The following is an 18,204-nucleotide window of genomic DNA, read 5'->3' on the forward strand; positions in this document are numbered from 1 at the left end:
TGTTAGTTATTTGATACCATTGTTTCGATCTTGTTAATGTTGGCAATATCGTAATTTGATCCTTCGTAATCAAGCGGTGTGATCTTGATGTTAATCTTGTTCTTTCCATTAGTTGCATCAACTGGTAATGGATAGATGTAGTATGAATCTTCAGGCCACTCATCATTCTTCATCGTCTGGGTGAACAAGACCTTGTTATCATCTTGAATTTGGAAGCTGTAAATATCGCCATCAAGATAATCGTATGTGATCTTCAAGTAATTCTTCTTGTCCGGATCAACTGCTAAAGTCCATGAATGTTCTTCGTTCACTGGATTGTCGCTGTCATTTTGGGTGTCGATGGTTGTTGCAACTGCTTCATCAGGCACCTTAACGTATACGTTGTATGGTGTGTCTGCCGGAATCTCTGGAAGTGACTTGAAAATAATATCAGTACCTGCAAGTCTGAACTGGTTCTTATCTTCAACTTTTTGCAGATCTTCCAAATATTCAACAGCTGGTTTAGTTGATGCTGGTAAGTCTTTAGTCTGGGCGGCTAACAGGATTGGGCCGTAGTAGATGGCAACTCGGTTGAATCGATCAGCAAGTGTTTGATAATGAAGTTGGAAATCAAGGTTAACTTTAATTTCACTCTTCTTGCCCCAGTTGCGTTTGATTGCAACAAAGCCATTTTCTGGTTGAGCACTAATCTCTTCACCATCAACGGTAATTGTTGTTTCTGCACTCCACTTAGGAACTCGAACGTAAACAGCGAATTCCTGGTCCTTATCTGATTCAACAGTAATGTGGGCAAAATGTTGATCTGGATAATGTGAATCCTGGGTGATTGTGATACCCTTGTCTTTCAAATTCAGGATTGAATCGAAGTATTGAGCAACATAGATGTCGTTTCCGTCTTCGTAATAAATCCCGTCAACTAAAGTGGAATGACGTTCAGTACCACTACCAACACAGCACCAGAAGCCGCCACGATCAAACTCTTTGGTTGCGTTAGGCGAAACGCTTAAGTTGTAAAGATATTCTGCGATAGCGCTGTCATTATTCTGCTGAGCCATGATGGCGTTGATGAAACGAATCTCGTAGTCATCCATTAAGGTAGCGTCTTTAGTATCAGCGAATAATTCGGAACTCAAGTAGTTCAAATCATGTGAGCAGCAGCTTTCACCGTTTAACTTGGATAAGTGCTTGAAGAACATTTCAGGGTAATCATAGAGTTCTGAACCATAATCAGCAGGTGCCGGATATGCAGAACGACCTGAAATTCCCTTGGTTGGCAATTCATGGCCGGTATGCATCCAGTTCATGAAGTTCTCAACACCATCTTTATATTTTTCATCACCAGTTGTGTGATAGTATTCGAGCATCCCTTCAGCACAAACCAATTCGGTGTTTGAATGACATGAGTAGTAACCTAATTCATCGTCATTCTTGATGAGCATGTCGCGGAACCATTTACGGTCAAACTTTTCAGCAAGATCAAAGACATCCTGTTCTTTCTTACCGTTCAGCTCGTAAAGCCTCAATAGTGTTCGATGCATTGCACCAAATTCTTGATGGAATACATAATGGCCTTTTCCTTGATACCAGCGTGTGTCAATCATTGCATTGATTCTTTCAGGTGTCAGACGTGCCATCCGTTTTTCAAAGTAATGGGTCAAATTCTCAGTCAATTCAAGAGCTGTCTTATTGCCAGTGAATTCATATGCATCCATTAAGCCATCCATCAATTTTTGTGCGGCATAATAAGGCACATAATGGTTACCGTTGAATCGGAGCTTTTCAATATCATCAAATCGTTTCGATGGTTCAGCTAATAAGTAGCCGGGGAACTCTTCGAATGTATCAAATTTTTCCTGGCATTCTTTCAAACCATCGACAATCGTGTCAACTCGTCGTTTAAGTTCGTTTGCCTGGTCATTGTCACCCATGTTGTTAAGTTCAACGAAACTCTTAGAAGCACCTGATAGGTAATGACCAGTAAAATGGCCTCGGAAGAACCAGTCGGGTGATTCCCAAACAGTCAAAGGTGTCGCACCTTTGGTGTCCAGCCCCGCGTTTTTACGGTAGTTATAAAGTAGTTGGTCTGTAGTGAGTGAAAGCATCCAGTTAATGTTTCGATCGAACTTCTCTTTAAGGGTCGATCCTGGTAAGTATTGAATGTCGTAGTATGATACCGGTTTCATTTTTAATCGTCCTTTCTGGAAATAAAGTGAGTTTATTGATAAGGAACTAATAATTATTCTGTAACCGCTTACGATATATAGAATACAATCGATTTAGGTTAATTAGAATCCATTATCTTATTAACAATTTATAAAATATAACAGAATCAAATATATTGGATTGTTAATCACTGAACGTGTAGCAAACGGCCATATTACCCGTGATAAAAGTTTTTGAACTTTAATATTAATAAATGAAAAATTTGACTTTTTATGGTTTATGAACTATTTTTATATTATCAAAATGTTTATTTATAAAATCTGATTTAGCCCTTAAATCCAGCTGATTATCATTGGAGGTTTTGTCATGGTAAAAGAGTTTTTATCAATATCTTGTCTGCCTACACCAACTTATATTCAGAGTGGCCACGTCGTCTTTAGTCCCGGTGAGAAGCATCCAAATCGGAAGAATTTTCAGTTTTTCGTCATGATGTTTATGATTCGAGGCAAATTGTACATTGCCGAGGATGACACCCAATATACAGTCAGTGCAGGTGAGATGTTTATCCTGCAGCCTCAACATCACCATTATTCATGGAAACCAATGGACGAAACCACTGAGTACTATTGGATTCACTTCGCAACGACAGGCAATTATGTTCAGGGACAAGAGCCCAAACAGGTTCGCCCAGCAATCCCTGTTCCTGCAATTCACTACTACACTTCGACGATTACTTTGTTCTTACGGAAGCAGCAAACCATTCCGAATCAAGAGACGGTTATCTCCATGATCAAGAAGATTTTTTCCAATAGCAGAAAATCCAATGAGAATCATTCCGACACCACTCAAAACTCGATTGAATTCTGGAAAGCTCAGCAGCTGTTTCTCGATCTTTTGCAGCAAATTCAGGTTCAAACGCCGCAGGAGTCGCCAATGGTCTTAGTTGCCAATAAGATTCAACGATACATTGAAGATCATTTCGACGAAAAGATTACCTATGAACAACTGGGTAAAGAATTTCACATTCATCCAAATTCCGTTTCGTTATATATGAAGAAAACTTTCGGAATTACGCCAAACAATCTACTCACAAAATACCGTTTGGAGGAAGCCACCAAGTATCTTCTGCTCACTTCCGACCAAATCAGTACCATCGCCACCAAGGTCGGCTACCAAAATGTCTATTACTTTTCGATGGCCTTCAAGAAAGGCTATGGCATGTCGCCTTCCGAATACCGCAAGAAGTACATTAGTTTGAAGCCAAACACACCGGATGACGGTTCTGCAAATCAATTTATGTAGAGCAAAACGCCTGCTTACAAAGAATGGGGTTAATTTGTAGGCAGGCGTTTTATTATGCTCAAATCACGATTAAGAGTGATCCGCCCAACAATTTGATTCGGTTTTAGAATTCATTTTGATGAAGCCAAACCGTCATTTGCTTCTCATCGCGGTTAGCCCATGCATAATATGGAATCAATGTTAAGCGACTCTTTTGGGCGCCCTTTGGTGTATCAAAGGTATACAAATCATCTGTACTGTCTTCTTCAAGGTAATAGGCATCATCAGTGGATAATGTGCCAACCCCACTTAATAGTTGAGGTTGATACTGGTACTTAAACGATGGCTTTTGTCCTAAGATATAGCTCGACAGCGGTTGCTTGTTATCAACACCTTCTGCACAATAAACGATTGGTCCACGTTGAACAGCGACTTTCATGACATCTGCACTAACGCGAGTATTTGCTCTGACAAGGTGAGTATTCATGTTAAGGACAAGATTAATTTCGAGTTCCTTGGCGTCAACCGGAATGTAGAGAATGTCGTCTTCCAGCTTGGTGTCGACTTCTTGGCCATTGACTTTGACTGAATATTTATCAAGACTCCATGAAGGAATACGAATACCAAAAGTGAATTTGCTGTCATGCGGATTTGAAATGGTGTAATTGATATTGCCATCCCAAGGGAAATTGCCAGTCTGCTTAATTTCAATGTCATCATTAAACTTGGCATCGTTAGCAACGAATTGATGAGATAAAATCACTTCGTCATGAACTTCATACAAGTATTGATCAAGTGATGCAATCAATCGGGTAATGTTAGCCGGGCAGCAGGCGCATGCAAACCATGATGATCGTCGAAGGGCAATGTGTTTCTTGCCAGGATTCAATTCACTGGCAGTTGGGTCGGCTTCCAATGGGTTGGCATAGAAGTAATGCTTTCCATCCAAAGCAATTCCACTCAAGGCACCATTGAAGATTTCCTTTTCGATAATGTCACCGAATTTTCCGTCAAATTTATTGGCCATCATCTGCTTGGTGAAGAATGCCATCGAAACAGAGGCACATGTTTCACCGTAATCGGTATCGTTAGGCAAATCATAATCGTAAGTGAAGGCCTCGCCAGTTGCTGTTTGGCCTACGTTACCAGTGATATACATCTGCTTTTTGACGATATCATTCCAAATTGTATTAGCTGCTTTTAACAGTTTGTCATCATGTTCAACCCGAGCAACATGAGCTAAACCGGTGCAGAAGTACAATACTCGGACAGCATGGCCATGAGCATCCTTTTGCTCAGTTATTGGCTTGTCGGCGAAGTAATAACGATCGCCAATCGTCCGCAATTCTGGGAAGAAGTCATTATCAATACCATCTGCCTCGTTTTGGCGATCAAAGAACTTCAGGTCGCGTCCACGTTCAGTGATGAAGTATTTAGCCAAATTCAAGTAAGTTTTATTTTTGGTTGCTTCATAAAGTTTGGATAATGCGAGTTCAATCTCTGGGTGACCATCATAGCCATGAATCTTGCCATCTTCCGGTCCGAAGTGATTGTTGATACATTCGGCCATCTTTTCAGCAATGTCTAATGCCTTCTTATTCCCAGTTGATTCATAGTAGGCAACTCCGGCTTCAATATAGTGCCCCATTGAATATAATTCGTGAGATTGTTGAAGACGCTTGAATTTCCGCTGAGGCGCATCGATCTGGAAATAAGTTGAGAGATATCCGTCATCGTCTTGGGCATCGGCAATCAAGTCAACTGTCCAGTCTGCTTCATCCTTCATCTTTTGATCGAAATGGTACTTCAATACATAAGCGACTGTTTCCAACCACTTATAAACATCAGTGTCTTGGAATGGGTAGCCAAAGTGATGACCTTTTGCTCGGCCGGCAGCAATCTTCAAATTTTCGATTGCCCCACTATGATCGGCTGCACCACCTGCTGCATCCGCATTGGTGACATCCATCTTACCTTTGTCATTGATCATATCCCATTGGAAAGGAACTGAATCATTGGCAATTAAATCACGATAACGTTTCCAAAAACCCGATGTGATTTGGACCTCGTTTAATGATAATTTAGTTAATTCATCCATTGTATAATCTCCTTACTCTTTGTTATTCAGGTAGCTGTATTACTTCGCGGTGACGTTGTTGTCACCTGATTACAATTTAAATGATAACGGTTTCATGTGCAGTATAAAACTGATAAATAATCATATTTGGTGTAAAAATATGACATTTCTAATAGCGCTTTCATACATTGAATGCTAAAATGAAATCATAAAATTAAAAAATATCGGAAAAACGTTGCAGCACCAACGATTCACCTCTCCCTATTGCTTTAAAGCATTCGGGTTGACGTTTTTTGTAATTTGGTGTATTTAATTGACTAAAAGTATTTTTATAAATCTTTCATGTGGAGGGATTATCATGGACAAGCTGACCATTCATAAAAATCAAGTTGTTTCCTACATGATCGGCGGAAATTTCACTGCTGATTCAGGATGGAAGCACAAAGTTCGATACCATCATGGTGACTATGAGCTGATGGTGTGTTTACAGGGACCGATCAGCTTGTTGATTGGAACCGACAATGTTGTGCTGAATAAGAATGACGTCTTAATCGTCCCACCCTACACTTCGATGAGGGGAACCGTTTCTTCCCCAAAACCAATTGAGTTTTATTGGTTACACTTTTTAGTTCCCAAGGCCCCGTTGCACACAACTGGTGAACCCGACAAACAATCTCAGATTGCCTTTAGAAACAAGTACCACTTGAATGATTTGAGTGAATTACTTATATCCATACATGAGCTTCTCACAATTGATACTTCACTTCCATTGACTCAAGAGCGTCAAGATCTCCTTATGACGCTTATTCTGATTCAAATTGCCGGGACAGCCACAGATTCAACCGATGAAGATCAAAGCAGTGCACTCATCGATCAATTAAAAGAATGGATTCGAACTAATATTTATAAATCGCCGACTCTGACAGATATTGCCAACGAAACCGGGCTCAACCCACAATATGTCTCTCGAGTTTTCAAGAAGTACGTTTCTATGTCCCCCAAGCACTACATGATCCATCTGAAAATTCAGACGGCCCAGGCATTGTTAATTCGGACGAATTTATCTATCAAAGAGGTCAGTCACTATGCTTATTATTCAGACGACAAGTTATTCTTGAAACAATTTAAGCAGCTAAGTGGTGTCACGCCGAGTGAATTTCGGACAATGTACCAGAAGGTCTACCATAATAACCAGGTCATTGATCCGGTACTACCGATTCCAGAAGAGATCACCCAGAAGCTGGATAATGATCGAGATCCGGGGAGTCCAACAAATAAGTGATCAAATAAAGGCCGTCAACCAAAAAGGTTGAAGGCCTATGTGCAATAACATCATTCGCATTCAAAAGATTATTAGTCTGTGCCAAGTCGCTTGTCCCAAAAATAAAACCATACTGCAATGATGGGGCCAAACAAGTCGTATGCCACCAACAAAGCAACGGCGACAAAAAAGTTCATTTCCCCGACTGCTTCACCTTTTGCTTTCGCAGTTGCTTGGGAAATTGGATAAAGGCCTCGAAATTTCATTAAATAGAACTGACTTGCAAAAGACAAGATCAGCCATACCAACACTAATCCGATTCGCATTGTGAAGCTGCCATCAGGGTTGGAGCAATACAGAAAGTAAATACCCGAAATAAGGATTGCCTGTAGTGCTACTCGAAGTAAATATACTGGTTTGTTCATTTAATATCTCCTTGCTAAAATAACTGAAATCTCTTAAATCGTGAGATCGCTTTCAATGCTATTTTACAGTTACTTGGTCATTTAGGTAATCTATAATCTACCCGAGAATTTATAATAAGACACACAATATATCGGCTATCCGTGGAAAATGAACTACGACGGCTTGCTCCGCTCTCTGGTATGTGGGATGGGTCTTTGGATCGCTCATCGTATTTACTGCTCCCTTCGGCTTTTGAGCTATGCTCCGACACCGCAAGGCCCTAAAGTACAAACAAAAGTCGGCAACGACGAACGAGATACGTTTCTCACTTATATTTTGCTGAAATGAGCTACGACGGCATGCAAAGCCTGCCTAGTCCTGTGGACGCAAACCAGCTTTCTCCGCTCTCGGTTATGTGGGATAGGGTTTTGGAGCGCTCATTTTATTTACAGCTCCCTTCGGCCTTTGAGCTATGCTCCGACGCCCCAAGGCCCTAAAGTACAAACAAAAGTCGGCAACGACGAACAAAATACGTTCATCATTGCCGACTTCCGCTTGTACCACGGGCCTAACCGGGGCTCGTCGCACACTTACTCAAACATCTTCCTCGTAGCCTTTGCCAGTGTCTTAACATCCTTATCATATCGAGGGTTCTTGACCAATTTGGCCATTGGTACGCCCGCGAAATGATAAGCCGCAATTTCGCCTGAACGAACGGCACTTTGCTCTGTGAAGACCATTTGGTATGGCTGCTCAACGAACTCACCTGTGAAGGCCAGGTTGGTTGAGTGTTCTGGAATGACTTTTGGCCGATCGGTCTTGGCACGATTATTGAACAAAGCCGACGCATATGGCATATATGAAGGAATGCAGTTAATTACGCTGTCCATGATTTCCTGCTTCTTATCCATAATGTTGCCTGGACCCGGATCAACTTTGGACAGTTGACCTAAGAGTTCCTCAACCATTTCCTTACCGGTCATCTTAATGTATTGTTTGTCGACAAATTCACCTTTCCGGCGTGGGTACAAGAAGTATCCCCAGATAACCGACTCATTCGGCTTTTGGGTTGTGAAATGAGGTTGATGGTGAACCACAATCGACATGTTCACATCTTTGTTACCCATTGGTGTAATAGGTGAAGTTGAAATAAATGAATTCAAAGCATTACCGGGAACTTGAGTGGTAATCCGAGTAATTTCATTCAATAAAATATGATCTTTGGTCGTCAACGTAAAGCTGACCCACTCGCTGGCGTTCCGATCATTGAAGAACTTATCAGGATTCCCCAAGTTATAGAACCGATTGGTGGCCTTCTTCCACAGACTGGCAGCTGCACCATAATCCATATTTTCCGGAGCTGGTGTGTTGAAATCACCAAGGGTTGCAGAGTCGGTAATTGAACCATTGGTAAAGATAACAGCAGTGTCATCGTCAACCGGCACGTCTTCTTCCTCATCGGTTTCAGTATTTTTCATCCGTAAGGCAGTGACCGTAATTTCATCTTGCATGGGCGTGTTTTTAAATTCAAAGTTGGTAACTCGGCGATTTAAAACAATCTTGACGCCTTGATCCTTCAAATAATTGAACAACGGCAGCATGATGCTCTCAAATTGGTTGTAACGCGTCCGGTTCACCCCGACCAGATGCTCGATTTGGGTAAATTCATAAATCATTTGGTGCATGTAACGACGGAGTTCCTGAGCTGAGCTCTGGACTCTGAATGCAAAGGTTGTTTCCCACATGTACCAGAAGTTAGTGGTAAACATGTGTGGATCATCTTTGAAGTAGTCGGCAATTGTGACGTTGTCGAGCTTTTCTTCCTTTGAATCGGGCATCAAAATCAATTCAGTCAGCTTCATTCGATCCTTATTATTAAGACCCAACTTACCGCCATTAATAATGCCTTTGCCGCCTTCCATCAGCCGGGCTTTGTCAAAAGTCCGGTGTTTGGCGTCAAATTCGCGGGTATCTTCAGCTGCCGTCATCCCTTCTTCAGTTGCGGATGGAATTCGGCTGAGCAGATCCATCAGATCAACATAAGTCCGGTAGTTGAGCATCCGACCACCACGTGCGATGAAGCCCTTGCTGTTTTCCAGTGGGTGGGTCTTGTTCCAATATTCATCAGCGGCTTCACTTGCTGTTGAACCATCGTTTGAGCCATGATCATCAATTGAATAAAACGTGATCTGATCGCCTTTCCATTTACCTTCCTGAATCAAATAAACAGCAGCTGCCATGTTGGCCAAGCCGGCTCCGATCATAATTGCTTTACTTTTTGTCATTGATAGCTCCTCCTGATCTGTTAAAGATTATTTTGCTTCATATTCATCGTACAAGTGAGAATCGTCTTCAAACCAGCCGATGGATTTTAAGAAATAAGCACCTGCAACGACGACGCCGATCCCCGTTAATAACAAAACCTTGTGTTTCATACTCGATCGCCCCCACATATTTTTTTGAGAGAAATGCGTTATTAATTTCTACTGCGCACCTACCCCTATTGTAGTAGATTATTGGAATAAATGTATGGACAATGTATACATACTTGTCCATATTTCTGGGACCGCTTCCAGTCATCCTTGATCTGATAAGTTTTCATGGATTTATGAAAGTTGTTGAAAATAACACTTACGAGAATCTTTTATTTATGGTAGTGTAATCAATTGTCGTGATAGAAAAGTTTTTAGAATTAGGAGAGTCATCTTTATGGAAAAATCTTTAAATGCAGAACAAGTTTCTGTAGAACCAAAACAAAAACAGGCAGCCAAGCCGGTTGACCGCCCATTTCTCGCTATGTTGGGTATGCTGATAGGCGGATTTGTGGGAATGCTCAGTGAAACTTCGCTAAACATTGCCCTGCCGAGTTTAATTACCCAGCTTCACACCAGCATTGGCACAATGCAGTGGTTGGTAACCGGTTATATGCTGGTCATCGGAATTGTCCTGCCAATGTCTTCATTATTACAACGAATTTTTACCACTCGTTCATTGGTCTTATTCGCCTTATGCGATTTCATGGTTGGTGCTGTGATTTCGGCTATGGCACCGAATTTTGCTGTTTTATTAGTCGGCCGAATGATTCAGGGAATTGCTACCGGATTAATTCTGCCGCTCATGTTCACAGTTGCCACCTTAATCTTCCCACCTTATAAATTAGGATCAGCGATGGGGATGATTGGGTTGGTCATTATGTTTGCCCCTGCCGTTGGCCCTACCTTAGCCGGTATGATCCTCGGCCTGCTTTCATGGCACTGGATTTTCTGGCTGTTCATTCCATTCTTAGTGGTCGCCTTTATCCTGGCTGCAAAGTTTCTGCCAAACGTTGGCACTATCACAAAACCCAAAATTGACTGGTTCTCAATTATCCTTTCAGCAATTGGTTTTGGTGGTTTAGTTGCCGGTGTCAGTCTGGCAAGTGACTCAGGATGGGGTTCACCTCAAGTGCTGGGTTCATTGGTTGTTTCCGTTATTGTCTTGGGATGGTATATTCGTCGCCAGTTAAGTTCTGAAACACCTATTCTGAACTTCCGTGTGTTCAAGAAGTCTCAATTTACCGTTGGTTCAATTCTGGTCATGCTGGACTTTGTGATTATTCTTTCTTCCATGTATCTACTGCCAATGTTCTGGCAAAATGGGTTGGCAATTCCAGTTGCCATGACCGGTATCGTGATGCTGCCAGGTGGAATCGTCAATGCCATTGTTTCAGCACTTGCAGGCCGCTTTTCAGACACGGTCAGCACGAAACTTTTGACGACCATGGGCTTCGGTGTCACCATCATCGGTCTTGTCATGTTACTGCTGGCAAGTTCAACCTCACCTATGTGGTATGTCATTATGGCCCACATCGTTATTATGCTAGGTGTCCCACTTGCCATGTCACCTGCTCAAACATTTGGGCTGGGCGCTTTGGACGAGCGCACTTCCGGTGATGGAAGCACCATTATGAATACTTTCCAGCAGATCATTGGTGCGATGGCAACCGCCATTGCGACGAGTTTGCTGGCATTTGGAAATAACGCTGCTGGAAACGTCAACCACCAAATCGCCTTTACTCAGGGTGTTCATGTTGGTTTGTGGTTCACCTTGATTGTCGCCGGCGTGGCATTCATTCTATCGTTTACAATTAAAGATCGGAACCGTGCTTAATTTAATATTTCAATCAAAGTCGCTGGGAATTTTCCTGGCGGCCTTTTTGAATAAAGTTAGCTAATCTTCGCTAAAAATGCATTAAAATACTCAATTTATGTAAGCGCTTTATCTACTGATAGAACGCTATTGACGGCAATTGCTCATCAATGTACAATCAGGTTGAATCAATCAAATTGAGAGGTGGAAAAATCATGAGAACTACAAAATTACTCCCTGGACTTGTGGCATTCGCAGCCGCAATGGGAATGGGGATCGCTGCAAATGCCTGCACGACTGTACTAGTGGGTAAGGATGCCAGCACAGATGGATCAACATTGGCTTCCAGGAATGAAGATGTTGACACTTCATGGGCAAAACACTTTATCGTTCATCAAGCAACATCTAACGGGCCAACTCAATATGTTTCAAAAGACAATAACTTTACTGTGAACTTACCTGCCCAAGCACAACGCTATACCAGCACGCCTGACTGGCAGCAGATTGATGGACAAAACCAATTTGGCGAAGACGGAATCAACAGCAGCAACGTTGCAATGAGTGGGACTGAATCAGGCACCACCAACAGTAAGGCACTCAAGGCAGATCCATTTGTTAAAGATGGTTTGGCGGAAACTTCAATACTGGATGTAGTGCTTCCTTACATCACATCAGCAAAAGAAGGTGTTCAATACCTTGGCCACATCATTGAGACTAAGGGGTCAGCAGAGAACAATGGGGTTATCTTTAGTGATAAGAATGACATTTGGTACATGGAAATCGGATCAGGCCATCAATGGGCAGCTGTCAGAGTTCCGGATGACATGTATGCAGTTATCCCCAATCAGAATATGATTGGTAAGTTAAAGCTATCTGATTCCAGCAATTATCTTGCATCTCCTGGCATCACCAATTTTGTTAAATCCCACAAACTCAATGGGTATAAAAACGGCACCGTTGACTTTGCTTTGGCTTTTGGCACTAACAGTAAAAGTGATGCCACTTATAACCGCCCACGTGTTTGGGATGGCCAACGAATTTTGACACCAAGCAAGAAACAATCCATTACCACAAAACGTTTCTCAATGTTCATGAAACCTGATCATAAAATTGGCGTTAGGCAAATTGAAAAAGTATTGAGCTCACATTTCACTGGTACCAAATACGATTCCAACGGCAAATGGGTTGGCGGCTACCGACCAATCAATGTTCCAACAGATGTTGAATCGCATATTCTTCAAATCAGAAATAACGTTCCAAACGATATTGCGGCTGTACAATGGCTGGCAATGGCCTCACCTGCTACCAGTGCGTATATTCCGTTTTACACCAATATCAAAGACACCCCTGCACAATATAAGCTTGGCACAGATCAACCTGATGCCAAATCAGCTTATTGGACTTACAAAATGACTCGGATATTAACTGATCCATACAAGGACGTCTTGATTAGCAAAGATGTCACTCCTATAAAGGAGGTTGTCAACCATCAGCTTGATATGAACTTGGAAAATTCCGACAACCATGCAGTTCATCTAAATGGCGATGATTTGGTTAATTACTTGACTGAACAAAATCAGATGAACGCTGATTATGCTCAAACTCAATTCCAACTTTTAAATCAAAAGTTAATTCAAGATGCTAGTCGATTAACTAAAATTGTTCAAAACAAAGATTTGTAATCCCATCAAAAAAGCCGTCAGATAATCTCTGACAGCTTTTGCATACATATATCATTACTTGGTGGGTTCTTCAGTATGATCGGCAACCAGCTGTTTAACAGCCTTCATAGCAGCTGCCAAAGCTTCATCGCTGGCGGCATAACTAATACGAACATATTCGTTATCGCCAAATGGATCACCAGGCATCAAGCCAATGTGGTATTCCTTGGCTAATGTCTTAACAAATGCCCAGCTGTCCATGTTCAGGTCCGCTGGAATCTTGGCAAAGACATAGAACGCACCACCGGGATGAACAACATCAAAGCCGGCTTCAGCCATTTCTTTGGCAACAAAGTCACGGCGCTTTTCATATTCCTGAAGCATTGGCTTGGAATCGTCTTGACCATGCTCCAATGCTTCGATTGCAGCATACTGAACGATTGAGGCAGCTGCGGTCACTGTAAACTGATGGACTTTGGCAATTTGATCAACAAACCCTGAAGGGCCAAAGATGAAGCCTAACCGATAACCGGTCATGGCATGGGACTTGGATAACCCGTTAATGATAATGGTTTGGTCTGGAAGGTATTCGGAAATTGAATAGTGCTTTTGGCCATAAGTCAGTTCACCATAAATTTCATCACTGATGACCCAGATGCCATTTTCCTTCAGTACTGGTGCCAATGCAGCAATCTGGTCTTTCGAATAGGCAACTCCGGTTGGGTTGTTCGGATCCGTTAAAATCAAACCCTTAACATTTAAATCAGGGTGATCGTCAATCGCCTGTTGAACCTTTTCCGGCGTCAAAATAAAGCCATCATCACTGGTATCAACCAGCAGGGTATTCAACTCGTTTAAGGTAGTCGTTGCATTATACAGTGGATAAGCCGGAGTTGGAATAATCACGGCATCCCCAGGTTTGAACAATGCTTTGACAGTCACGGCCACTGCCTCGGTTGCCCCAACAGTCACAATAATTTGGTCCGCTGAATAATCATAACCAAATTTATCACGATAATATTTGGAAGCCGCATCCCGGAGTTCTTGATAACCCCAATAATATGGATAATGGGACTTGTTATCATTGATGGCATCAATTGCAGCCTGCTTGATATGGTCAGGAACGTTAAAGTTGGGTTCACCCAAAGTTAACTTGATAATCTTAGGATCGACGTTGATATCGTGGTCAAACTTACGCATGGCAGAAGGCATAACCTTAAGCACGTAAGGGTTAATTTCATTTAAATCCATATTGAAACCTCCGGGAATATTTATTTAAAAGCTGATTAGTAAAAGTTATTGTTAATAATATATCAAACAGTGGGAAAGTCAATCAAATATGGTAACTTAATGAATAAATATTCCATAACTCTAGTATCAGTTGTTTAATCATACATGATGATGTCAGGTTAACGACTATTTTTTTGGAAACATGGCAACGCTTAAGTAATTGTCACGATAAGTTGCCGAAAAGACCGACTTCACGCTGTCAATTCCCTGCTCTTTGAGCTGTGATTCCAACCAAGCTTCGTCCTTACCCATAATGTCCAAGACATCCGGATCGATTGCCCCGTCTACAATGACCGGGTAACGGATACTGCCTTCACCCCGGTTCAAGACTGTCAGTTGCCCATTTTGCTCCAGGATTGCCCGCTTGACATCTTTAATTTCATAAACACCGGCTGTCCGTAATTTAAAGTCGACGTCTGACGCGGAGAGGTTAGCTTTGATGCAATTTTCTACTAACAATTCACCATTACGAACCAACGTGATCGGCTCACCCTCGATAAACTTACCAAACCAATGAATATGAGTCTTCAGGTAACGGGTCACCAGAATCAGCAATGCCCATAACAAAAGGATCACCAAGAATTGGGCCATCGTGATTGCCGGATTATAAATCACACCACCGATAATGCCACCAAGAACATAGTTCTGCAGCTGGTCCATCGCTGAAGTGGGTGCCAAATTCCCCTTACCGGTTAGATTAATGAGAACCGTGATAAATAAGAAACCAACAATTAACTTAAGTGCAACGTCTGAATATGTAAACATTATTGTGCCCCCTCAACTTTAATATCACTGGATTCATCCAGTTCAACCCGTTCCAATACGAATTCAGTTCCAGCTGAATTGTAGTCAACCCGAAAGAAGCCCTGTGGTGTTTTAACCATCAAGTTGGCATTCACGTTGGTGGAATTAACACTGATTGTCTTTGGCCGGACGTCCAGCCGCTTGGCAACCTGCTTGACTGTCTGGGTAATTTGCCCAGTTTGTTTGGAAGATGACTGAATCGCACTAAAGTCGTTATACTGAACGGCTAAAACAAGTAATAGAATTGTGGCCACAATAATGCTTAAATCTTTGTATTTGATGTCCATTCGATTGCGCAGGTAATGAATCAAGAAAAGAATAAAAACGACCGCCAGTACGCTTATAATGGCAATTCTTCCATACTGCCAGTTGCTTTGAGAATCATGAAGATAATCATAGGTATAAAATGTCATGTGCATCCCCCTAAATAATCAGATAAATACAATATCATATTTTAAACCACAATTTCTAATGATAAAACGTTTATCTCAAGAACAAAAAAGACTGCTCCTTTTACCGGAACAGTCTTCTAAGTAAAATTTAAAGATTAAACACTGCGACGCTTAAAGATGACATAACTGATTGCCATGAAGATGGCGGTGTAAACCAAACTCCCGACCACCATTTCCGGCGTTGAAAGCAGCGTCATCTTGTGGAAGGAGCTTGAAACCAGCTGGCTGGGTAGATTCATCATGTTCAATGGATTCCATTTCAGCCAATCCCACTTTTGCATCAAGACGAACATGATGTTTGAGATGATACTTAATGCAAAATAACCAATAATTCCGATTGAGATAGCTGCTGCTGTACTCTTGAAGATGTTTGCAAGTAAGAGAACCAGGCTGAGTACCAGCCAAACTGTCAGGAAGGAACCAACAATTCCAAGCCACATTGAATTAATGACTGAGTGACCCGGTTGATAAGTATCTGATAATTGGAACTTGTTGTTGAAGAGAACTACCTTCAATAACATTGACCAGACAAACGCCAATACATAGAAGTAAATTGAGTAAAGCAGCATGGTGATCCACTTGCTTACCAAAATTTGACCACGGTAATATTTTCGGTACAGCAGTTCTTTAATTGTTCCGTACTGGAATTCCATGGCAATAATCGAGCTGCAGGCTGCGATCATAAACAACACGATCCAGTTGATCCCAGTAAACATTGTGACAAACAACCCTTTGGGATCGCCCCAATACTTGGGATAGTTTCTGGTCAAAACACCAAAGACGGTCATGATGATCAACAGAGTCGCAGAAACGGCGTAAGTACTCTTCTTATGAAGTAATTTGAAAGTTTCTTGTTTTACTAACGTTATCATTCTATGACTCCTTTACTTTGTCGTTTTTCAGCAGGTTCAGCAACGAGGTTTCCAAATCGCTATGAACGTGTTGAACATCGTCAATATCGATGCCATTATCTGACAATAATTTGATAACATCGGCCATCTTGGTCTGATCGTTTTCGACAATCGCAAACTTGTCACCATTATCAAGCTGGTAATTATTTTGAGCCAAAATCTCTTTTGCTTTGGCATCATCGGAGGTTTTGAGGACCAGCAGCTTCTTACTGCCGCTCTCAAGTTCTGCCATGCTCTTGGTGTAAACAATTTGACCTTTATCAATCACGACTAAATCGTCGATTAATTTTTCCAATTCGCTTAAAATATGACTGGAAATCAGGAGCGTAGTGCCTTGCTTGGCCAAATCAAGAATGATGGTTCGCAAATCTTTGTTGGCTTGTGGATCCAGTCCATTCATCGGTTCATCCAAAATGACCAGTTTGGGGCGGTCAACTAGTGCCAATGCAATTCCCAGCTTTTGCTTCATCCCCAGTGAGTAGGTTTTGGCTTTTCGATTAATGTATGAATCCATCTTCATCTTGTCGACAATATCCATAATTTGATCTTTTGAAGTCGAATCTTTAGAGAACAGCTCCAAATGCTGATAACCGGTTAGGAATGGGTAGATACCCGGATATTCAATTAATGCGCCAACCTTATCCATTGCTTTGTGGCTGGTCGGTGAGACCGGTTCGCCATCAATTGTGATCGTCCCGCTGGCATAGTTGAACAGCCCAAGGACGGCTTTCATAATCGTTGATTTACCGGCACCGTTAGGACCGACCAAACCGACAATATGGCCGGTTTGAACTGAAAACGAAACATCTTTCAGAACTTGCTTCTTGCCGAAGTTTTTATTAAGATGTTCGACATTTAATATTGTGTCTGACATTTGTTCCTCCTAGTATTTTCTGTAAGCATGCTCTACAAGTAGCCATCAGCGTTTTACTGCCTGGCTGGCTATAAGGATAACATATGTGTTAAAACTTATACAACACCCCATTTTGCGTCACAACTTGTCAATATCTGCTATGATGGGAGTTGGGTACAATAACGAAAAGTTCATTGGAATCAAAAATCGAGGTAAATCTGCGTATGACAAAAGCACTAATAGTGGTTACAAATACACCCACATTTAAGAAAATTCAACGGGCAACCGGCATCTGGCTGAGGGAAGCATCACATTTCAATAAAGTGATGGCCGATAATGGCATCGATGTCGACTATGCCAGTCCCGATGGCGGCTATGTCCCCATTGATCCATTGAGCTTGGGAACCGATGATATGGACGCGACTGATTGGCAATATTACCTGGATGATGAATTCAGAAATGAACACCTGGCAAAGTCGCTGAAACCTGCCGATGTTGATCCAAAAGACTACCAGGTCATCTACTTTGTCGGTGGTCATGGTGCAATGACTGATTTCCCTGAAAATACCGAATTGGCAAAGATTGCCCAAACGATTTATGAAAATGGTGGAATCGTTTCAGCTAATTGTGTGGGTGTCTGCGGTCTGCTTCCAATGAGGAGCATTGACGGCCAACGATTTGTTCATGGCCGCAAGGTAACCGGCTTTACCAACGATGAAGAAGCACTCAACGGCCTCACCAATGATGTTGAATTTCTCGTAGAAGATGAATTAACTAAGTCCGGTGCCAGCTTTGTGAAGGGCACTGCCTTTGAACCCAACGTTGTCGTTGACGATCGGCTGATCACCGGCCAGAATCCCAACTCGGCAACCGGCGTTGGTGAAGCGATCATCAAAGAGTTATTGCAATAATACAAAA

Annotated in this window: 15 protein-coding genes; 5 read left to right on the top strand and 10 right to left on the bottom strand. The window is 41.9% G+C overall.

Going from position 1 to position 18,204, the window contains the following annotated elements:
• Positions 1 to 2 precede the first annotated feature (2 nt).
• Positions 3 to 2,183, bottom strand: a complete 2,181-nt coding sequence (locus FD17_RS06340) for a beta-L-arabinofuranosidase domain-containing protein (RefSeq protein WP_057824763.1) — start codon at positions 2,181 to 2,183, stop codon at positions 3 to 5.
• Positions 2,184 to 2,529: 346 nt separating this feature from the next.
• On the opposite strand from FD17_RS06340, the gene FD17_RS06345 reads away from it, so the two are divergent.
• On the top strand, positions 2,530 to 3,465 hold the full coding sequence (locus FD17_RS06345) for an AraC family transcriptional regulator (RefSeq protein WP_057824765.1): 936 nt from the start codon (positions 2,530 to 2,532) through the stop codon (positions 3,463 to 3,465).
• Between the two features lie 103 nt (positions 3,466 to 3,568).
• Here FD17_RS06345 and FD17_RS06350 read toward each other — a convergent pair whose 3' ends face one another.
• Positions 3,569 to 5,542, bottom strand: a complete 1,974-nt coding sequence (locus FD17_RS06350; RefSeq protein ID WP_057824767.1) for a glycoside hydrolase family 127 protein — start codon at positions 5,540 to 5,542, stop codon at positions 3,569 to 3,571.
• A gap of 337 nt (positions 5,543 to 5,879) precedes the next feature.
• Here FD17_RS06350 and FD17_RS06355 point away from each other — a divergent pair, with 337 nt between their 5' ends.
• Positions 5,880 to 6,803, top strand: coding sequence for an AraC family transcriptional regulator (locus FD17_RS06355; RefSeq protein ID WP_057824769.1), 924 nt, complete (start codon positions 5,880 to 5,882; stop codon positions 6,801 to 6,803).
• Positions 6,804 to 6,874: 71 nt separating this feature from the next.
• Here FD17_RS06355 and FD17_RS06360 read toward each other — a convergent pair whose 3' ends face one another.
• The 3 genes from FD17_RS06360 to FD17_RS13505 all read right to left on the bottom strand — a co-directional run bounded on the left by FD17_RS06360 (position 6,875) and on the right by FD17_RS13505 (position 9,622).
• Complete coding sequence (locus FD17_RS06360) at positions 6,875 to 7,207, bottom strand: hypothetical protein (RefSeq protein WP_057824771.1); 333 nt, start codon at positions 7,205 to 7,207, stop codon at positions 6,875 to 6,877.
• Positions 7,208 to 7,777: 570 nt separating this feature from the next.
• Complete coding sequence (locus tag FD17_RS06365) at positions 7,778 to 9,472, bottom strand: oleate hydratase (protein WP_057824773.1); 1,695 nt, start codon at positions 9,470 to 9,472, stop codon at positions 7,778 to 7,780.
• Between the two features lie 27 nt (positions 9,473 to 9,499).
• Entirely contained in the window at positions 9,500 to 9,622 is a 123-nt protein-coding gene (locus tag FD17_RS13505) for a hypothetical protein (RefSeq protein ID WP_263851638.1), read from the bottom strand.
• 274 nt (positions 9,623 to 9,896) lie between these two features.
• Between FD17_RS13505 and FD17_RS06370 the strand changes: the two genes are divergently transcribed.
• Both FD17_RS06370 and FD17_RS06375 read left to right on the top strand, forming a co-directional pair.
• Positions 9,897 to 11,336, top strand: a complete 1,440-nt coding sequence (locus FD17_RS06370) for a DHA2 family efflux MFS transporter permease subunit (RefSeq protein WP_057824775.1) — start codon at positions 9,897 to 9,899, stop codon at positions 11,334 to 11,336.
• A gap of 194 nt (positions 11,337 to 11,530) precedes the next feature.
• Complete coding sequence (locus FD17_RS06375) at positions 11,531 to 12,997, top strand: C69 family dipeptidase (RefSeq protein ID WP_082617158.1); 1,467 nt, start codon at positions 11,531 to 11,533, stop codon at positions 12,995 to 12,997.
• A gap of 54 nt (positions 12,998 to 13,051) precedes the next feature.
• Here FD17_RS06375 and FD17_RS06380 read toward each other — a convergent pair whose 3' ends face one another.
• The 5 genes from FD17_RS06380 to FD17_RS06400 form a co-directional block, all read right to left on the bottom strand.
• The gene (locus tag FD17_RS06380) at positions 13,052 to 14,227 is read right to left on the bottom strand and encodes an aminotransferase class I/II-fold pyridoxal phosphate-dependent enzyme (protein ID WP_057824781.1); all 1,176 of its coding nucleotides are present in this window, start codon (positions 14,225 to 14,227) and stop codon (positions 13,052 to 13,054) included.
• Positions 14,228 to 14,392: 165 nt separating this feature from the next.
• Positions 14,393 to 15,031 (bottom strand): DUF421 domain-containing protein, encoded by a 639-nt coding sequence (locus FD17_RS06385; RefSeq protein ID WP_057824783.1) that lies wholly within the window; start codon positions 15,029 to 15,031, stop codon positions 14,393 to 14,395.
• Complete coding sequence (locus FD17_RS06390; protein ID WP_057824785.1) at positions 15,031 to 15,483, bottom strand: DUF3290 domain-containing protein; 453 nt, start codon at positions 15,481 to 15,483, stop codon at positions 15,031 to 15,033. Before FD17_RS06390 ends, FD17_RS06385 begins: the two co-directional genes overlap by 1 nt.
• Before the next feature lie 134 nt (positions 15,484 to 15,617).
• Complete coding sequence (locus FD17_RS06395) at positions 15,618 to 16,394, bottom strand: ABC transporter permease (RefSeq protein WP_057824787.1); 777 nt, start codon at positions 16,392 to 16,394, stop codon at positions 15,618 to 15,620.
• Between the two features lies 1 nt (position 16,395).
• A complete protein-coding gene (locus FD17_RS06400) occupies positions 16,396 to 17,307 on the bottom strand; it encodes an ABC transporter ATP-binding protein (RefSeq protein WP_057824789.1) in 912 nt (303 codons plus the stop codon).
• 203 nt (positions 17,308 to 17,510) lie between these two features.
• On the opposite strand from FD17_RS06400, the gene FD17_RS06405 reads away from it, so the two are divergent.
• Entirely contained in the window at positions 17,511 to 18,197 is a 687-nt protein-coding gene (locus FD17_RS06405; RefSeq protein ID WP_057824791.1) for a type 1 glutamine amidotransferase domain-containing protein, read from the top strand.
• The last annotated feature ends 7 nt before the right edge of the window (positions 18,198 to 18,204 follow it).

The sequence above is a fragment of the Lentilactobacillus sunkii DSM 19904 genome (assembly GCF_001435575.1).
Lineage (GTDB): Bacteria > Bacillota > Bacilli > Lactobacillales > Lactobacillaceae > Lentilactobacillus > Lentilactobacillus sunkii.